Source organism: Thermoanaerobacter sp. CM-CNRG TB177, assembly GCF_018588165.1.
Taxonomy (GTDB): Bacteria; Bacillota; Thermoanaerobacteria; order Thermoanaerobacterales; family Thermoanaerobacteraceae; genus Thermoanaerobacter; species Thermoanaerobacter thermocopriae.
The window spans coordinates 22,415-39,120 of sequence record NZ_JAFCAC010000015.1; the positions used below are offsets into that span (position 1 = coordinate 22,415).

Annotated in this window: 11 protein-coding genes and 2 pseudogenes; 3 read left to right on the forward strand and 10 right to left on the reverse strand. The window is 33.5% G+C overall.

What is annotated here, in order from left to right; genetic code table 11:
• Positions 1-3: 3 nt before the first annotated feature.
• From galE to I4N53_RS00810, 3 genes are read right to left on the reverse strand one after another with little or no spacing between them, the layout of a single operon-like run.
• Complete coding sequence (gene galE / locus I4N53_RS00800; protein ID WP_013150644.1) at positions 4-993, reverse strand: UDP-glucose 4-epimerase GalE; 990 nt, start codon at positions 991-993, stop codon at positions 4-6.
• 5 nt (positions 994-998) lie between these two features.
• Positions 999-2,171 carry a galactokinase gene (locus I4N53_RS00805; protein WP_214495344.1) on the reverse strand — a complete coding sequence of 391 codons (1,173 nt, stop codon included), beginning with the start codon at positions 2,169-2,171 and terminating at the stop codon, positions 999-1,001.
• Positions 2,168-3,748 carry a UDP-glucose--hexose-1-phosphate uridylyltransferase gene (locus I4N53_RS00810; protein WP_214495345.1) on the reverse strand — a complete coding sequence of 527 codons (1,581 nt, stop codon included), beginning with the start codon at positions 3,746-3,748 and terminating at the stop codon, positions 2,168-2,170. The genes I4N53_RS00805 and I4N53_RS00810 overlap by 4 nt, the downstream gene beginning before the upstream one ends.
• Before the next feature lie 310 nt (positions 3,749-4,058).
• Here I4N53_RS00810 and I4N53_RS00815 point away from each other — a divergent pair, with 310 nt between their 5' ends.
• Entirely contained in the window at positions 4,059-4,616 is a 558-nt protein-coding gene (locus tag I4N53_RS00815; protein WP_013150647.1) for a Uma2 family endonuclease, read from the forward strand.
• A gap of 49 nt (positions 4,617-4,665) precedes the next feature.
• Here the strand turns inward: I4N53_RS00815 and I4N53_RS00820 are convergent, their stop codons facing one another.
• The 4 genes from I4N53_RS00820 to I4N53_RS00835 form a co-directional block, all read right to left on the reverse strand.
• A complete protein-coding gene (locus I4N53_RS00820) occupies positions 4,666-7,068 on the reverse strand; it encodes a glycoside hydrolase family 31 protein (RefSeq protein WP_214495346.1) in 2,403 nt (800 codons plus the stop codon).
• A 23-nt stretch (positions 7,069-7,091) separates the two neighbouring features.
• Positions 7,092-8,393: a TRAP transporter large permease gene (locus I4N53_RS00825; RefSeq protein ID WP_013150649.1), complete on the reverse strand. Its 1,302-nt coding sequence runs from the start codon at positions 8,391-8,393 to the stop codon at positions 7,092-7,094.
• Positions 8,394-8,425: 32 nt separating this feature from the next.
• A complete protein-coding gene (locus I4N53_RS00830; protein ID WP_013150650.1) occupies positions 8,426-8,896 on the reverse strand; it encodes a TRAP transporter small permease in 471 nt (156 codons plus the stop codon).
• Positions 8,897-8,988: 92 nt separating this feature from the next.
• Positions 8,989-9,999, reverse strand: coding sequence for a TRAP transporter substrate-binding protein (locus I4N53_RS00835; protein WP_013150651.1), 1,011 nt, complete (start codon positions 9,997-9,999; stop codon positions 8,989-8,991).
• Between the two features lie 123 nt (positions 10,000-10,122).
• On the opposite strand from I4N53_RS00835, the pseudogene I4N53_RS00840 reads away from it, so the two are divergent.
• Together I4N53_RS00840 and I4N53_RS00845 are read left to right on the forward strand one after the other, a co-directional pair.
• A pseudogene (locus I4N53_RS00840) lies at positions 10,123-10,991 on the forward strand (IS6 family transposase); the annotation flags it as partial.
• Positions 10,988-11,775, forward strand: a pseudogene (locus I4N53_RS00845) (transposase); the annotation flags it as partial. The pseudogenes I4N53_RS00840 and I4N53_RS00845, both read left to right, overlap by 4 nt.
• Before the next feature lie 206 nt (positions 11,776-11,981).
• Here the strand turns inward: I4N53_RS00845 and uxaC are convergent.
• From uxaC to gndA, 3 genes are all read right to left on the reverse strand, one after another.
• Positions 11,982-13,382: a glucuronate isomerase gene (gene uxaC, locus I4N53_RS00850; protein ID WP_214495347.1), complete on the reverse strand. Its 1,401-nt coding sequence runs from the start codon at positions 13,380-13,382 to the stop codon at positions 11,982-11,984.
• A gap of 1 nt (position 13,383) precedes the next feature.
• Complete coding sequence (locus I4N53_RS00855) at positions 13,384-15,009, reverse strand: mannitol dehydrogenase family protein (protein WP_214495348.1); 1,626 nt, start codon at positions 15,007-15,009, stop codon at positions 13,384-13,386.
• A 210-nt stretch (positions 15,010-15,219) separates the two neighbouring features.
• Positions 15,220-16,626 (reverse strand): NADP-dependent phosphogluconate dehydrogenase, encoded by a 1,407-nt coding sequence (gene gndA / locus I4N53_RS00860; RefSeq protein WP_028991998.1) that lies wholly within the window; start codon positions 16,624-16,626, stop codon positions 15,220-15,222.
• Positions 16,627-16,706 lie beyond the last annotated feature (80 nt).

Here is a 16,706-nt window from a genome sequence, read left to right on the forward strand (position 1 = left end):
CCTTTATCGCTCTTCAAATCCTTTTGGATGATTTTTATGCCACATCCACGCACTTTCAATTATTTCTTCTAAAGAAGTATATTTAGGAGTCCATCCCAATTCCTTTGTGATTTTTTCTGATGAAGCCACCAGCACTGCTGGGTCTCCCGGGCGGCGGTGAGTTACTTCTGCAGGAATAGGATGTCCTGTCACTTTTCTTGCAACTTCAATAACTTCTTTTACACTAAATCCTTCTCCATTTCCCAGGTTATAAATCGCACTTTCATTGTCTTTTCTCAATTTATCCAGTGCAAGTATGTGGGCATCTGCCAAATCCATCACATGAATATAATCTCTTATACATGTTCCGTCCTTTGTAGGATAATCATCTCCGTAAATCCTAATTTTGTCTCTCTTCCCTAATGCAACTTGAAGTATAATTGGGATGAGATGGGTCTCAGGAGAATGGTCCTCCCCAATTTCACCCGTTTCAATAGCCCCTGCAACATTGAAGTACCTTAGTGCAACATATTTAATTCCATAAGCTACATCTGCCCATTTCAACATTTTTTCAACCGCCAGTTTAGTTTCACCATAAGGGCTGGTAGGATTAGTTTTATCTTCTTCTTTTATAGGAATCCTTTCTGGTTCTCCGTATACCGCAGCAGTAGAGGAAAATACAATTTTTTTAACATTGTGTTTTTTCATTGCTTTTAAAAGAGAAAGAGTACCGCATACATTATTTTCATAATACTTAAAAGGCTCCTCAACACTTTCCCCAACAAGAGAAAATGCCGCAAAGTCAATCACTGCTTCAATTTCATTTTCTTTAAACACTTTGTCTAAAAAAGCTTCATCTCTTAAATCCCCTATATACAACTTCCCGCCTAAAACAGACTTCTTGTGGCCCTTTACAAGATTATCAACTACTACAACTTCTTCCTTTCTATTAAGAAGTGCAGCTACCGTATGACTTCCAATGTATCCTGCTCCACCACATACAAGAATTGCCATTTTTCTCACTCCTTTGATATATCAATTTCTCTTGCTCCTTCACCTACTCCGGTTATGTAGGTTGTAGGCTCATATCCAATTTTTTGTTTGTAATTTTTAGAAACCACTTCTATAAAATCTGGCACTTCTTCTTCTTTCACAATGCTTACAGTGCATCCTCCAAAGCCTGCTCCAGTCATACGAGAACCTATTACCCCTTTTAATTTTAACGCTTCTTCTACCAATGTGTCCAGTTCTTTCCCTGTAACTTCGTAATCATTTTTTAAAGAATTATGAGACTCAACCATTAATTTCCCAAATTTGATTAAGTCTTTATCATTAAGTGCTTTTACAGCCTCCAATACTCTTTGATTTTCTGTTATAACATGTCTTGCCCTTTTTACAAGCACTTCCTCCGGTATTAAATGTTTATATTCTTCAAACTGTTCAATTGAAACCTCCGAAAGATTGTGTATTGGTAAAGCCCTCTGAAGGTATGAAAGGGCTTTTTCACATTCACTTCTTCTTTCATTGTATTTTGAATCCAAGAGCCCTCTTCTTTTATTTGTATTTGTTATCAAAATTTTATAACCTTCTAATTTCAAAGGCACGTATGAATACTCTAATGTATCGCTTTTTAATAAAATTGCATGGTCTTTTTTACCCATTCCAACAGCAAACTGGTCCATTATGCCACAATTTACCCCAACAAAAGTATTTTCTGCTTTTTGACACATTTTAACTAATTCTATCCGGTCAATATTTAAGTTGAAAACTTCATTCACTGCAACAGCAGTAACCAGCTCTATTGAAGCAGATGAAGAAAGTCCAGCGCCATTTGGGATATTGCCTTCAAACACAATTTCAAATCCAGAAAAAGTATATCCCTCATCCTGTAATACTTTTAAAACTCCCTCAGGGTAATTTGCCCAATCATGGCTTTTATCAAAATTGAGTGCATCAAGGTCTACTTCCACCTTTAAATCGAAATTTAAAGAAGCCATGAAGACTTTTTTGTCATTTCTTTTTCTAATCGCAGCATATGTTCCAAAGTCAAGTGCACAAGGAAATACATAGCCTCCATTGTAATCTGTATGCTCTCCAATAAGATTCACTCGCCCTGGAGCGTAGAAAACCCTTATTTCAACTTCATTTCTACCATAGAATTTTTCAAGTGCTTCAATTACAGCAGTTTTCATTTTAAATCTCCTTTCTTATCTATTTTTTCAAAGCCTGCTTCTTTCATAAATCTTTCAAATGCTTCTTTCCCTTTTTCATCTCTTTTAAACACTCCTGCATCAAAAAGAACTTGCAAAAATTTGTTTCCAACTTCTTGCTGTATATAGCTTTCTGCCTCCTCTTTGTTGCATTTATTCCCATATTTTAAAAGCAATTCTTCCACCCATGGAATGTGCTTATATAAAGGATGGTTTTTGTCATACAAAGTTGGATCAAATTTTTGTTCGCCTGTTAAAAATTTCATTATCTCATCCAGCTCAAATTTTAACCTGCCTGGCAAAACTGCTAACCCCATGACTTCTATAAGTCCAATATTTTCCTTTTTTATGTGATGAAGCTCTTCATGGGGGTGAAAAATTCCATAGGGATATTTGTCTGTCGTCCTGTTATTTCGCAAGACTAGGTCTATTTCAAATTCACCATTTTTATTAATCCTCGCAATAGGTGTAATCGTGTTGTGAGGGATAAGTTCTCCATTCTTTTCGCTGTGAGATACAATCTCAACCTCTAAATCATTGTAATTTTTCCATTTATTTAATATATGTGAAGAAATATCTATAAGCCTACTTTTTTGCTTTCCTGCAATGCGTATAACAGACATAGGCCATTTTAATACGCCAACCTTGACATTATTATACTCATTATGCACAAAAAAACTCTCTATTGGAGCCTCTTCCATCGGAAAAACATGCCTTCCACCTTGAAAATGCTCATGGGATAGAATGGAACCTCCCACAATTGGCAAATCCGCATTCGACCCCATAAAATAATGAGGAAATTGCTCAACAAAGTCCAAAAGCCTCACAAAAGTTTTTTCTGATATTTTCATAGGCACATGTTTTTCGTAAAATAAAATGCTGTGTTCATTGTAATATACATACGGTGAATACTGAAAGTACCACTGCTCTCCTGCCACTTTTACCGGAATTACTCTGTGGTTTTGCCTTGCCGGGTGATTTAAGTTTCCTGCAAATCCCACATTTTCAAGGCATAAAAGACATTTTGGATAACCAGATTGCTGAACTTTTTTTGCTGCCTCAATCTCTTTTGGGTCTTTTTCTGGCTTTGAAAGATTTATAGTAATTTCAAGAGAACCGTATTGCGTTTGAACTCTCCAATACAAATTTTTAGCAATTCTATTCATCCTAATGTAATTAGAGGCTTGAGATAATTTGTAAAAATACTCTGTGGCCTTTTCAATTCCCTCTTCCGAGGCAATAGTATTAAACTTTTTTACAACTTCCGATTGCCGTGGCATCAAAAGCCCCATGATTCTAGCATCCATTAAATCTCTGTAAGTAATAGTATTATCACAAATAATTCCTATCTGTGCTGCATAGTCCAATAATTTGTTCAAAATATCAGAAGGACTATTAAGCTCTTCTTCCGGAACCTCACCTTCATAAGGTTTTTCTATTTTAAATAAATCCATAAGTGCATTGCGGCTTGGAATAACATCTAATTCCTCTATCAAGCCTTTTTTAAGTGCAAACTTTATAAGCCGCTCAATGTGTAATGCTACCTCCCTGGAATCCATAATATATCCTCCACTGACTTTGTTATATTTTTTAATTAAGTCTTCAATAAAAAAGAAATTCAGAGAATACAATCGCTTTGCTAAAATAACAGATTTATTAAAACATAACCTTTATGTGCAATAAAAATCAATTAATAGAGTTTGTTTATTATTTTAATTAACCTCTTTCTATTTTATATTCGACACATATTTAAAAATTCCTTCTAGTTTACAAAAAGTTTTTTAGATATTTTTATAAAGGTAATGAATAATTGTTAATATTGAAAAATGTGCTAAAATATATTTAGAACAAGTAAATGGGGATGATATAATGGAAAATATAATACCTAAAAACAAAAAAATTACTTATGAAGAATTCGAAGAAATAGACTCTAAAACTGATGAAATGCTCGAATTCATAAACGGCGAAATATATTTGTTATCCGCACCTTCAGTGGCACACCAAAGAATTTTAACGAACTTATCGACAGAATTTGGAATATATTTTAGAGATAAAAAGTGCAAACATTTTGTTGCCCCTTTAGATGTTATACTACAAAATGACCAAGAAAAGCACAAAGTACAGCCAGATATAACTGTTATTTGTGATGAAAGAGGACTCACTGAAAATAACTATATTGGAATACCTGAACTTGTAGTGGAGATACTATCTCCTTCCACAGCATCAAAAGATTACATAATAAAAATGGATTTATACATGAGGTTTGGAATAAAAGAATATTGGATAGTATCACCAAAAAACCAAGAAATCCAAATATTCACTCTACAAGATGGCGTATACGGCGAACCAATTAATTTTTCAAAAGATGAGGTATTAAAATCGGTGATATTCAATGACTTAAAAATTGATTTGAAAAACATATTTTAAAAGTGCAGAGAATAACTTCTCTGCACTTTTAAATCATTTTTTAATTGTTTCAACCTATATAAGTTTCATAAATATTTTCATTGTTTTTATCAAATGTTTTTCCGTTAATTATAATTTGTCTTGCCTCGGATTTTGGGAGATATATTCTTACTACGTCATAGGGTAGTTTATACTTTCCTTCAGCAAAAATTTTTATATTTATTTTTTCATCATCGCAATCCATATTAACATTTACAAATGTAAATATACCCTTTTTATAGTCATTTGTATATCCATCATCTTCATAAAGTTTAAATTCAGTTCTTCCATTATGTTTATGAGGGAATATCATAAAGCCCCTCTCATCCCTTGACTTAGTTTCAAAAGTAATATCTGCATCATTAATTGGTATTATTGCTCCTCCTCTTATTAATAAAGGCGAATAATCCAATGGGGCAGGAACTTTTACCTTTTGACCTCCCTCATACCACAAGCCAGTGTGATAATCATACCAACCGTCATTATGCTTTGGAAGATATACTTCTCTTTCATACTGTCCTTTTTCAACTACAGATGCAATTAGCATATCATCTCCCAGCATAAAATCATCACAGTCTTCAAAGGTTTTAGGATCATTTTCAAAATTATAAAAGGTTGGTCTTATTATAGGTTCATAATATTCATGGGCCCTGTAAAGTAGATTATATATATATGGAGTTATTTTAACCCTGAATTTAATAGCTTGTCTTATATAAGGAAGAACCTCAGGATACATCCACGGCTCAGTTGCAGTGCCATCGTCATTCCAGGAATGTATTGTAAATCTTGGGTAAAATATACCATTTTGAACCCATCTTACAAACATTTCAGGCTCAGGTGCAGGACCTGCGAAGCCTCCAACATCATGGCCAAAATTATAAATACCGCTAAGGCTAAGCCCAATACCCATTTTTATATTAAACTTTATGGTTTTATAGCATGTCCTATTATCCCCTGACCATGTCTGAACATATCTTTGCATTCCAGGGCATCCAGATCTTGAAATAAGGTAAGGCCTTATATGAGGGTTATATTCTTTTTGAGCTTCATAAGAGGCCTTCATCATGAGCAGTGACATCAATGGTCTTATCTGCCCTATGCTTATTTCTTTGCCAAATCCATAAGCTTTTGCATCATTATCCCAGATTTCATATTCATTGTTGTCGTTCCATGTTGAGTCTATTCCATATTTTAACAATTTTTCAGTAACCTGTTTTTTCCACCAATCATAGGCCTTAGGATTTGTAAAATCCACATATGCTCCTAAATCATCCCAAAATTGAACTATCTCTGTTTTCTCTCCAGTTTTATCACGAACAAACATTTTATTCTCTTCAAGCTCTTTATACATTGGATGATCAATTAATAATACAGGTTTTATGTTTGCACAGAGCTTTACTCCATTTTCATGGTAGTAATTTACAATATCTTCAGGAGAAGGAAACTTATCTCTGTTCCAGTTGAATACATATCTTTTTTTACCAATCGAAGTATATCCAGAAGATAGGTGGAATGAATCACTGGGTATATCGTATTTTTTACACAACTCTATGAATTTCTGAAGCCTTTCCTGTGCATTTGGTGCATCTGTATAATGCATTGAAGAGCCTGAATACCCTATACTCCATTTTGGAGGAAATATAGTCCTTCCTGTTAAATAGGAAAATTTTTGTGTAACATCTTTTATTTTTGGTCCAAGTATAATGTAATAATCTAAATCTCCATCCTCTGCATAGTAATATCTGTAATATCCGTGATAATTGTCCAATTCTTTTCCCATATCAAATATAGACGTTGATAAATTATCATAAAAAATTCCAAAGGATATTCCTGTCTCCTTGTTCCTTGTTATATAGAAGGGTACATGCTTATATAGTGGATCAGTAGTTTCAGCATCGTATCCCATAGCATCAACGTTCATCATCTTAAAGCTTCTTCCGTGTCTTTCCGCTATTCCTGCTTTTTCTCCTAACCCATAATATTGTTCATTAATACTCCTCTCTAAATAATGAAATACCCCTTTACCTAACGATCCTTCTATATTATAGGCTTGTGTCTTTCTATCGCTCGCAAACTTAACTTCACTGCCATTAAGCTTTGCATACCATGTTGTCTTCATACCATTAAGGTTAATAACTAACTTTATTTTAGAAGTTTCTATCGTACATGTAAGATCATCGTAATGCAAAATGTACTCAGGTTTAGAGAAGGGGGAAATATCCAATCTGTTTCTTCCTTCTTTTTCTATATCATCCATGCCTGGTGCTACAAGCCAAGTTCTGTCTAATTTAAGTTCCTTCTCATACATTAAAAATCTTATTATATCTTCTTCAAGCACAAATACCTTTACATAAGTATTTCCTTCTACTAACTTGAAATCTATTACATTATCTTCATTTTTTGTCAGTTTAAATAGATAATTTTCTTTTATCATTAAGAACTCTCCTTTCTGCTATATTAATATATTAAGTGTAGTAGCTTTGGCAGAATTAAACTTATCGAAGGTATATATGTAATCAGGAGTAAAACAGCAATAAGCGTAGCAAAGAAAGGAAGCAGAGGTTTAAACACTCTCTCTATGGAAACATCTGCAACGCTGCATCCAACAAACAGCACACTTCCAACAGGAGGTGTCATTATCCCTATACATAAATTGAATATTAAGATTATACCAAAATGCACCGGATCTACTCCTAATTTTGTAACTATTGGAAAGAATATAGGAGTGAATATTAGTATTGCAGGAGTTAAATCCATAAAAGTTCCAACTATTAATAATGTTATATTTATTATTGCTAAAATAACTATTTTATTTGTTGATATAGACAATATTGCTTTGCTTATAGCTTCAGGTATTCCAGTATAAGCCATTACCCAGGACATTGCAGAAGATGCAGCAACTAAAAACATGATAACCCCTGTTGTTACTGCTGTTTTTAAAATAATATCCTTAATATCCTTCAATGTAATGCTCTTATATATTATTGAAAGAATTAAAGGATATATAACTGCTATTGCAGCACCTTCAGTTGCTGTAAATACACCTCCTACTATTCCTCCTACAACTATAACGATTAGTAATAAACTTGGAAGTGCATCAAAAAACACCTTAACTCCTTCTTTAAATGTAGTTTTAGGAGCAACGGGATAATTATTTTTCTTAGCGTAAAAATACGCAACGACCATAGTTGCAACTCCCATTAATATTCCCGGTATATAACCTGCCATAAACAAAGCTGAAATAGAAACACCGCCTGCAACAAGTGAATAAAGGATAAGAGCACCGCTTGGAGGAATAAGCATTCCTGTAGGTGAAGATGCTATATTTACAGCTGCGGAATATGCAGGATCATAACCCTCTTCCTTTTGAAGAGGAGCCATAGTACCTCCTATAGCAGCAGCTGCTGCAACTGCAGAACCAGATAAAGCTCCAAAGAGCATATTTCCAAGAACATTTGCATGAGCAAGTGCACCTGGTATTCTTCCTCCTATAACTTTTGCAAAATTAACTAATCTCTTTGCAATACCTCCATTGTTCATAATATTTCCTGATAGAACAAATAACGGAACCGCAAGAAGTGAAAAGCTGCTGATACCATTTACCATTTTTTGAGTTATTGTAAATATAGCAACATCGGGCGGAGCAATTACCAATGCAGTTACAATAGAAGCAAAACCTATTGCTATTGAAATAGGAATGCCAATTACTAAAGAGCCAAAAAAAACTGCAAATAAGACAATCATTGTTGTTGTAATCATCTATAGTCCTCCTCCCCTCATTTTCAAAATATCTAGTTATTCATCTTTAAATCTTCAATGATGTTATAAATCTGGTATAGAATAATTAAAACTCCTGAAATCAAAATCGATGAATAAATATAGCTTTTTGGCATATTTAATATAGGTGTTCTCATTCCGGCAACACCTGATGTGATTTGCTTTCCTCCAATAACAAGTATAAATATAGAAAAAATTAATACTGATGAATCTATGAAAACGTAAAGAATTTTCTTTTTTACTCCTTGTAATTTTTCCTTTAAAAATATCAAAGACATATGCTGTCTTGTTCCAAAGGCATAGGCTGCTCCTAAAAAGGATGTCCAAATCAAAATGATTATTACCAGTTCTTCAGTAAATGTGCTTGGATTTTTCAGCACATATCTTGTAAACACCTGCCACAATACCAATGCTGTCATTACTATCAATAAGACTGAATTAACATAAGCCAAAAGAGTATCTATAAATTGTTTTACTTTTTTCATTTCCTTCACCACCAATATAATAAATTCTCTATTCATAAGCAGGCCAGAAAATCTATTTGATGCCAGATTTTCTGGCCTTTTTCAGGCTTTAATTATTGTATGCTTTTAAAAGCATCTAATAACTTTTTAACTTCAGGCATTTCACTTGAATATTTCTCAATCATTGGAGCAACTGCTTCCTTAAATGGCTTTTTATCAACTTCATTGAATTTAACACCCATACTCTTTGCCTGCTCTATCGCTTTTTGTATTGATTTCTTCCACAATGTTTTGTGGAATTCAGTTGATTCCTTTGCAGCTTCTTGAATCGCTTTTTGCTGATCTGCAGTTAAGCTATCCCATACCTTTGAGCTGATAACTAATATATCTGGAATTCTTGTATGTTCATCATAGCTGAAAAATTTTGCAACTTCTCCATGCTTTCCAATTGTTAAAGCTGTTTCATTATTTTCACTGCCGTCTATAACTCCTGACTGAAGTGCAGTATATACATCTCCGTAGTTCATACTTACTGGTGTTCCGCCTAATGCCTGCACCATATCTATCTGGGACTTAAATCCCATAACTCTTATTTTTAATCCCTTCAAATCCTGAGGAGTATTGATTGCTTTCTTTGTTGTATAAAAGGACCTTGCACCTGAATCATAATAAGTTAATCCTATAAATCCCTTATCCTTTGTTTTGTTATAAAGATCCTTAACTGCATCTGACTCCATGCACTTATAAAAGTGATTCTCGTCATTAAATACATATGGAAGAGTAAAAGCGTTATATCCATCCTCATATGTAGTTAATGCTGCTGCTGAAACCTTTGTAAGAGCTACTGCTCCTGCCTGAAGCTGCTCCAATACTTCTGATTCTGAGCCAAGCTGTCCGTTAGGGAATACTTGAATTTTAACTTGGCCATTAGTCTTCTCTTCAACTTTTTTAGCAAATTCCATTAAAGCTAAATGAACTGGATGCTGTTCGCTTAAATTGTGCGCTAATTTTAATGTCATTACTTTTTGTTCTGTTCCTGAGCCATTAGAAGATTTTTGAGTTCCACATGCTGCCATGCTCAGCATAATAACTGCTAGCATGAATAAAGCAATAATTTTTTTCATTTTTTACCCTCCTTAAATTTTATTTCGTTTTGTAAACTTAAATGAAAGCTGAGGACTTCAATCCTTTCTGGTACAATGTTTTGCAGGAAAAACAAAATACCTCCAAGAAAGGATGAAGTCCTCATGCAAAACATTGTACCATTAAAGTGTCCAAAATCCAATAATACTTCTCTGTTCTACAAATATAGCAAAACTAAAGATGGTTCTCGAAAGTATCTTTGCCGTAAATGCCACCATCAATTTGCTCCTGATAAACCTTCTTCTAAAAAAACTCCTAAATATCCTCGCTGCCCTGTTTGTGGTAAAGCTTCTTTCCTTCATCATGATTATGAGTATTACTCTAATTACCGTTGTTGCGATAAAAAGTGTAATCATTCGTTTTTTGTCCCAAAACCTACTGCTATCCCCTCTACTTCTATGTCTAAGCTCGTTGGCAAAACTAACTTTAAACGCATGCGCTATCCTGTACATATCATTCTCTCTGCTTTGTCTATGTTCTTTCTTGGTAAAAATTCATTTAGAAATATTGCTTTAATTTTAAAAACTGCTTTTAATGTTGAGGTCTCTCATACTACTACCAGTAATTGGTGTAGAAAGTTTGCTACTTTGTTTCACAATATTTCTCTAGAACTTATTCCTATGTTGAATTTTAATTCTGATAAATGGCATGTAGATGAAACTGTAGTTAAAATCGCTGGTGAAAAATATTATGTCTGGTTTGTTATAGATTCTGAAACTCGTTTTATTCTGGGTTTTCACCTCACTCCTTATAGAGACTCTAGGCAAGCTTTTGCTTTGCTTAATTCTGTTAGAAATTTAGGAACTCCTTCTGCTATTGTGAGTGATCGCTACAGTGCTTATAAAGTACCTGTTAAGTCTTTATTTGGTGACAGTGTTAAACATATTAGAGTTGAAAGCTTTAAGAATGATATCTCTAATAATTTGTAGAATCTTTCCACCATCAGTTTAAGGCCTGGTATAAAACTAAAAGGATTGTAAATTAGGCGTTTATTCTGCTTCTAATGATTCTTCTAATAAACGCTATAAGCTTTGTTGGGGCTATAAAAATCATATTATTGTTGATGCTATCTCTTTATATCTATCGCTGAAATTATTACTCCCGCTGATGTCCATGATTTTGAAGTTGCTTTGTCTTTACTTGCTGATACTAATAATTGGTTTAAACTGACTGGTACTGATTTATTGCTGATAAGGGTTATGATGTTAAGAAACTTTATAATTTATGTTAGAGATATTCTCCATGGTCATTGTTTTATTCCTCGAAACTGGCGTAATCCTAAAAATCCCCCTCTGACTGATGACGTGATGATGGTTATATCGTTTTGTGAAGCAGGTATTAAAATGCTCAAAGACGGCAAGCAGTATTTTGATGGTTTTATTAAGCAAAAATTTGTTTGCAAGTTCTGCAATTTTAAAGATGATTCTACTTGCTCTATTCAGCATCCTAAATATTTTAATGGCAAAAAGCATAGAGGCTGTATTAAGTATGCTGTTATATCTTCTGATTATAGATCCTCTATTAATAGAGACTCCCTATATTTTAAAGCTGTCTATAGACTAAGAGTAGAATCAAAAATATATAATTCTCGATTTAAAGCTCTGGATTTTGAAAAAGCTTATGTTAGAAATATTAATTCTGTGAGCAACCTTAATACTTTTGGCCATATTACTTTGCTTACTGTTGCTATTGTAGCTATTAAATTGGGTAAATTTGATGAGTTTAAATCTCTTAGTGTTCTGATGAAATCGGCTTAATTTTCACTGAATTTAGTTCATGCCACTTTTTAACATTTGACTTCTACAGGATATTTATGCCCTTTTTTAACTCCTCTTTTTGTCTTTTCTTTTCCCTTACCACTTTCTTTATGTTCGATTACTAGTTTTAATTACTGTATATTGTATGTCATACATATTCTGGTTTTTGGTCGTATTTATTTTATTAATTTTGCACATCCCTAACCTTAAGTACCCACATACTCCTTCGCATTATTAAATGAAATATCCTGAACTATCTTTCCTAATAGTTCTATATCATTTGGAACTTCTCCATTTTCTACCCATTCACCAAGCAAATTGCAAAGAATTCGTCTAAAATATTCATGCCGCGTGTAGGATAAAAAGCTTCTTGAGTCTGTCACCATCCCAATAAACCGGCTTAATAAACCTGTGTTTGCAAGTGCTTTCATCTGCTCTATCATGCCATCCTTGTTGTCATTAAACCACCATGCAGCACCAAATTGCATTTTCCCTGCTATTTTCCCGCCTTGAAAGTTTCCTATCATTGTCGCTATTACATAGTTTGCTGCAGGGTTTAATGTGTATAAAATAGTTTTTGGCAAAGAATCCTCTACTTCAAGAGCGTCTAAAAGTTTTGCCAGAGGATATGCAATTGTAAAATCGCTTATTGAGTCATACCCTGTGTCTGGTCCAAGTATTTTATACATTTTTGTATTGTTGTTCCTCATTGCTCCAATGTGTAATTGCATCACCCATTTTAATTCAGCATATTTTTTGCCTAAAAATATTAAGGTGTATGTCTTGAAACTATCTATTTCTTCTTTTGTTAAATGCTGTCTCATTAATGCTTTTTTGAATATTTTCTCTACTTCTTGTTTTGATGCTTTTTGATAAAATACGTAATCTAAAGCATGGTCTGAGATTCTGCATCCTACTGTGTGAAAAAATTCTATCCTCTTTTCAAGGGCTTGTAAAAAGTCATCGTAATTATTTATTTCTTTTCCTGTGACTTCTTCTAATTTTTTTAGCCATGGAATAAAATCTTCTTTTTCAATTCCTAAACCTTTATCTGGACGAAATGCAGGTAAAACTTTTACATCAAATTCGTTTTGTTCTTTTAGCTTAATATGGTATTCTAATGAGTCCGTCGGGTCATCTGTTGTTATTATGATTTTGACATTTGATTTTTTTATTATGTTCCTTACGTTAAAGTCATCATGATTTATAACTTCATTCGCTCTTTCCCAAATGGATTTCGCTGTTTTTTCATTTAAAAGGTCATATATTCCAAAATATCTTTGTAATTCTAAATGAGTCCAATGGTAAACTGGATTCCCTATTGCCATGGGTATTGTTTTGGCATATGCCATAAATTTATCGTAATCATCAGCATTTCCTGTAATATATTTTTCATCTATTCCATTAGCTCTCATAAGTCTCCACTTGTAGTGGTCACCATATAGCCATATTTCAGTGATGTTTTTAAATCTTTTGTTTTCATATATTTCTTTTGGACTTAAATGGCAATGAAAGTCATAAATTGGCATGTTTCTGGCATATTGGTGATACAGCGTTACTGCTGTATCATTTGTGAGTAAAAAGTTTTCATCCATAAAGTTTTTCATCTTACTTATCCGCCTCACATTCTAGATATTTTCTTAGTGTCTTCCTTACTGCTCCAGGGCCAGCAATTAGTTCTTTAAAGTAGTTCTCTATTTTTTCTCCCAATCCTACTTCATAGAGATTTAATCCAAAAATGTGTTTATTTGAAAGAACAGGTCTTAAATTGTCTTTTACTGACTCTATATCTCCTAATTTTATATTTGAAACGTGGGATTTTAAATCTTCTAATAAGGGGTCTGGACTCAATGTCATTGGTCTTCCTTCATCATCTACACCCATTAAGTATCTACACCATCCTGCTATGACAAGTGGAATGTATTTTAAATCTGTAACGTTTAAGTCTTCTCTTTGCTCGTAAGATTTTATCGTCTCTCCAAATCTTATTGCCATTTTTTGTGATGTGTCTGTAGCAATTCTTTGCGGTGTATCCGGCATATATGGATTTGGAAATCTTATTTCTATTACTTCTCTCAAGAATTCTTTTGGGTCCAATACACCCGGATGAACTACAACTGGAAGCCCTTCGTCATACCCTATTTTTTCAACTAGTTTTTTTAAACAGGGGTCTTCCATTTCTTCGGCTATTGTGCTATAGTTTAACAAACAACCAAAAATCGCTAATGTTGTATGCAAAGGATTTAAACAGGTTGTCACTTTCATTCTCTCTACTTTTTCTACTGTTTCTTTATCTGTAAAAATTACTCCTGCCTCTTCTAATGGAGGCCTCCCGTTAGGAAATTTGTCTTCTATTACTAAGTAATGTATTTTTTCTGCGTTAACAAAAGGTGCTATTACAGTATTTTTACTCGTTTTAATTATGTCCATTTTTTCTATGCCGAAGCCTTCTAATTTTTTCTTTACTTCTTCCGAAGGCCTTGGCACTATTTTGTCTATCATAGTTAAGGGAAAAGATACTTTTGATGGATTTGTAAGATAATCTAAAAATTTTTCTTCAACCATTCCTTTTTTTATCCATTCTTCTGTGATTGTTTTCACTGAACTGAAAAGTCTTTCTCCATTTCCTGAGAAGTTATCTAGACTTACAAGTGCAATAGGATATTTCCCTTTTAAATATCTTTCATAGACTAGTGAGGTAATTTTTGAAATGATGTTTCTAGGTTTTTCTGGCCCTTTTTGTATGTCTTCTTTTACTTCTTTGATGTATTCTCCTGAAAAGTCTTTTAGGTTGTAGGCTTTTTCAGTTATTGTAAAGCTTGCTATCTGTAAGGAGGGATTTGTAAATATGTTCTTGAGTTTTGTCCAATCTTGACTCCACGGATCTGCTAATATTTTGTCACTTATACTGCCTATTACCTCTGTTTCGAGAGTGCCATCAGCGTGCATAATCACCAATAGGCTTAAATTGTCATAAGGAATGTATACTTTTTCAATTATCTCATAATCGTAAGATTCTACAGCAATTATTCCTGTCTCTGTAAGACCTTTGTGCAAAAGATCTTGCTGTAACAATGCGATAAATCCTCTAAAAATGTTTCCTGCACCAAAGTGTAACCATGTGGGATTTTGTTTGGTTTTCTCTGCTATTTTTTCTACATCATAGTTTGGAAGCTTTATACCTGCATGGCGCCATCTGTCAATGTCTTTTATACCTTCTCTGGTTAAAAGCATATTGTCTCTTCCTTTCTGCGTACTATTTTATAAAATCCATACTAACTCATTCCTTGTTTTGTGGATTATCTTGTGTTTAATATATATATTCTACATAAATCCAAAAAATCCTTCTTGATTTTTTAATTTTTTATTTTGAATTTTTGTTAAAAGAAAAAGGGATTACAAAAAATCCCCTTTAATTCAATATTGTCTATTCTTTCTTATGGATTATTGTGTCTCCCATTCAGTGTGAAAAATTCCTTCTTTATCTATTCTCTTATAGGTGTGAGCACCAAAGAAATCTCTTTGTGCTTGAATGAGATTTGCCGGAAGGTTTTCTTCTATCATGCTCAAAAAATAATCTAATGAAGAATTAAGCACAAAAGTAGATAGATAAAATTCTTTGGATAAATTAGTGATGTATTTTATTGAATCAATTTTATTCATCAAGAAAGACAGTGCTTTTTCACTGTTCAACAGATTTACATTTTCGGTATTTTCTTTAATAATTTCTCTCAAGAAATCTAAAATTTTGGCTCTTATGATGCAGCCGCCTTTCCAAATTCGCAGCACTTCTGAAAGGTCAATGTCATAGTTAAAAGTTTTTGAAGCCTCAGATATAAGCCACAGTCCTTGAGAAAAAGAGATGAAAACACTAAAAAGTAATGCATTCTCTAAATCAACTATTATTTTTTCCTTGTCCACATTAGTGGTGGTATAAGTTTTTGTCACTTTTTTAGATAATTCTACTCTTGCCTTTTTAAAGAAAGACAAAGTTCTTGCTTCTACCGCAAGGTTTAAAGAAGGTGTAGGGATTCCTAAATCTAATGAGGTTTGGGAAGTCCACTTACCTGTGCCTTTTTGTTCTGCTTCGTCTAATATAAGGTCAACAAGGTGTTTCCCTGTTTCTTTGTCTTTGTATTTCATTATTTTATAAGAAATCTCCATCAAAAAGGAGTTTAATTCCCCATTATTCCATTTTTCAAATATCTCTCCTATCTCTTCAGGAGAAAGTTTTAACACTTTTCGAAGTACATCGTAAGCCTCAGCTATTGCCTGCATGATGGCATATTCTATACCGTTGTGGACCATTTTGACAAAATGCCCTGCAGAATCATTGCCAACATATGTACAGCAAGGGCCTGCTTCTGTCTGAGCCGCAATCTTCAGAAGAATATCTTCTACCATCTTATAAGCATCGTAAGACCCCCCAGGCATTAAAGATGGTCCGTGTAAAGCTCCAGCTTCTCCTCCTGATACTCCCATTCCAAGGTACAATATGCCTTTTTCTTTTAATTCATTAATTCTCCTGGAGGTATCTTTAAAATAAGAATTTCCTCCATCAATGATTAAATCTCCTTTGTCAAGATAAGGTAATAGCTGTTGAATCACATCATCTACTGGTTTTCCCGCTTTTATCATGAGAATAACTTTTCTTGGTTTTGCTAAAGATTCTACAAAAGACTTGATATCATAATAACCTTCTATATTTTCAACTTTTACTCTGTTTTTAATAAATTCCTGGGTAGTATTAGCTGTCCTGTTAAAAACAGATACACTATACCCTTTTCTTGCAATATTTAGAGCGAGATTTTGTCCCATTACTGCTAATCCAATTAATCCAATGTCTTTCATTTGATTACCTCCTACTTTTTATAATTCGTTTTGTAAACTTAAATGAAAGTTGAGGACTTCAATCCTTTCTGGTACAATGT

What these genes read in the sequence shown, in the direction of transcription:
- galE (WP_013150644.1), bottom strand. Translation starts at nt 993, where the DNA reads ATGGCAATTCTTGTATGTGGTGGAGCAGGATACATTGGAAGTCATACG.
- I4N53_RS00805 (WP_214495344.1), bottom strand. Translation starts at nt 2,171, where the DNA reads ATGAAAACTGCTGTAATTGAAGCACTTGAAAAATTCTATGGTAGAAAT.
- I4N53_RS00810 (WP_214495345.1), bottom strand. Translation starts at nt 3,748, where the DNA reads ATGGATTCCAGGGAGGTAGCATTACACATTGAGCGGCTTATAAAGTTT.
- I4N53_RS00815 (WP_013150647.1), top strand. Translation starts at nt 4,059, where the DNA reads ATGGAAAATATAATACCTAAAAACAAAAAAATTACTTATGAAGAATTC.
- I4N53_RS00820 (WP_214495346.1), bottom strand. Translation starts at nt 7,068, where the DNA reads ATGATAAAAGAAAATTATCTATTTAAACTGACAAAAAATGAAGATAAT.
- I4N53_RS00825 (WP_013150649.1), bottom strand. Translation starts at nt 8,393, where the DNA reads ATGATTACAACAACAATGATTGTCTTATTTGCAGTTTTTTTTGGCTCT.
- I4N53_RS00830 (WP_013150650.1), bottom strand. Translation starts at nt 8,896, where the DNA reads ATGAAAAAAGTAAAACAATTTATAGATACTCTTTTGGCTTATGTTAAT.
- I4N53_RS00835 (WP_013150651.1), bottom strand. Translation starts at nt 9,999, where the DNA reads ATGAAAAAAATTATTGCTTTATTCATGCTAGCAGTTATTATGCTGAGC.
- uxaC (WP_214495347.1), bottom strand. Translation starts at nt 13,382, where the DNA reads ATGAAAAACTTTATGGATGAAAACTTTTTACTCACAAATGATACAGCA.
- I4N53_RS00855 (WP_214495348.1), bottom strand. Translation starts at nt 15,009, where the DNA reads ATGCTTTTAACCAGAGAAGGTATAAAAGACATTGACAGATGGCGCCAT.
- gndA (WP_028991998.1), bottom strand. Translation starts at nt 16,626, where the DNA reads ATGAAAGACATTGGATTAATTGGATTAGCAGTAATGGGACAAAATCTC.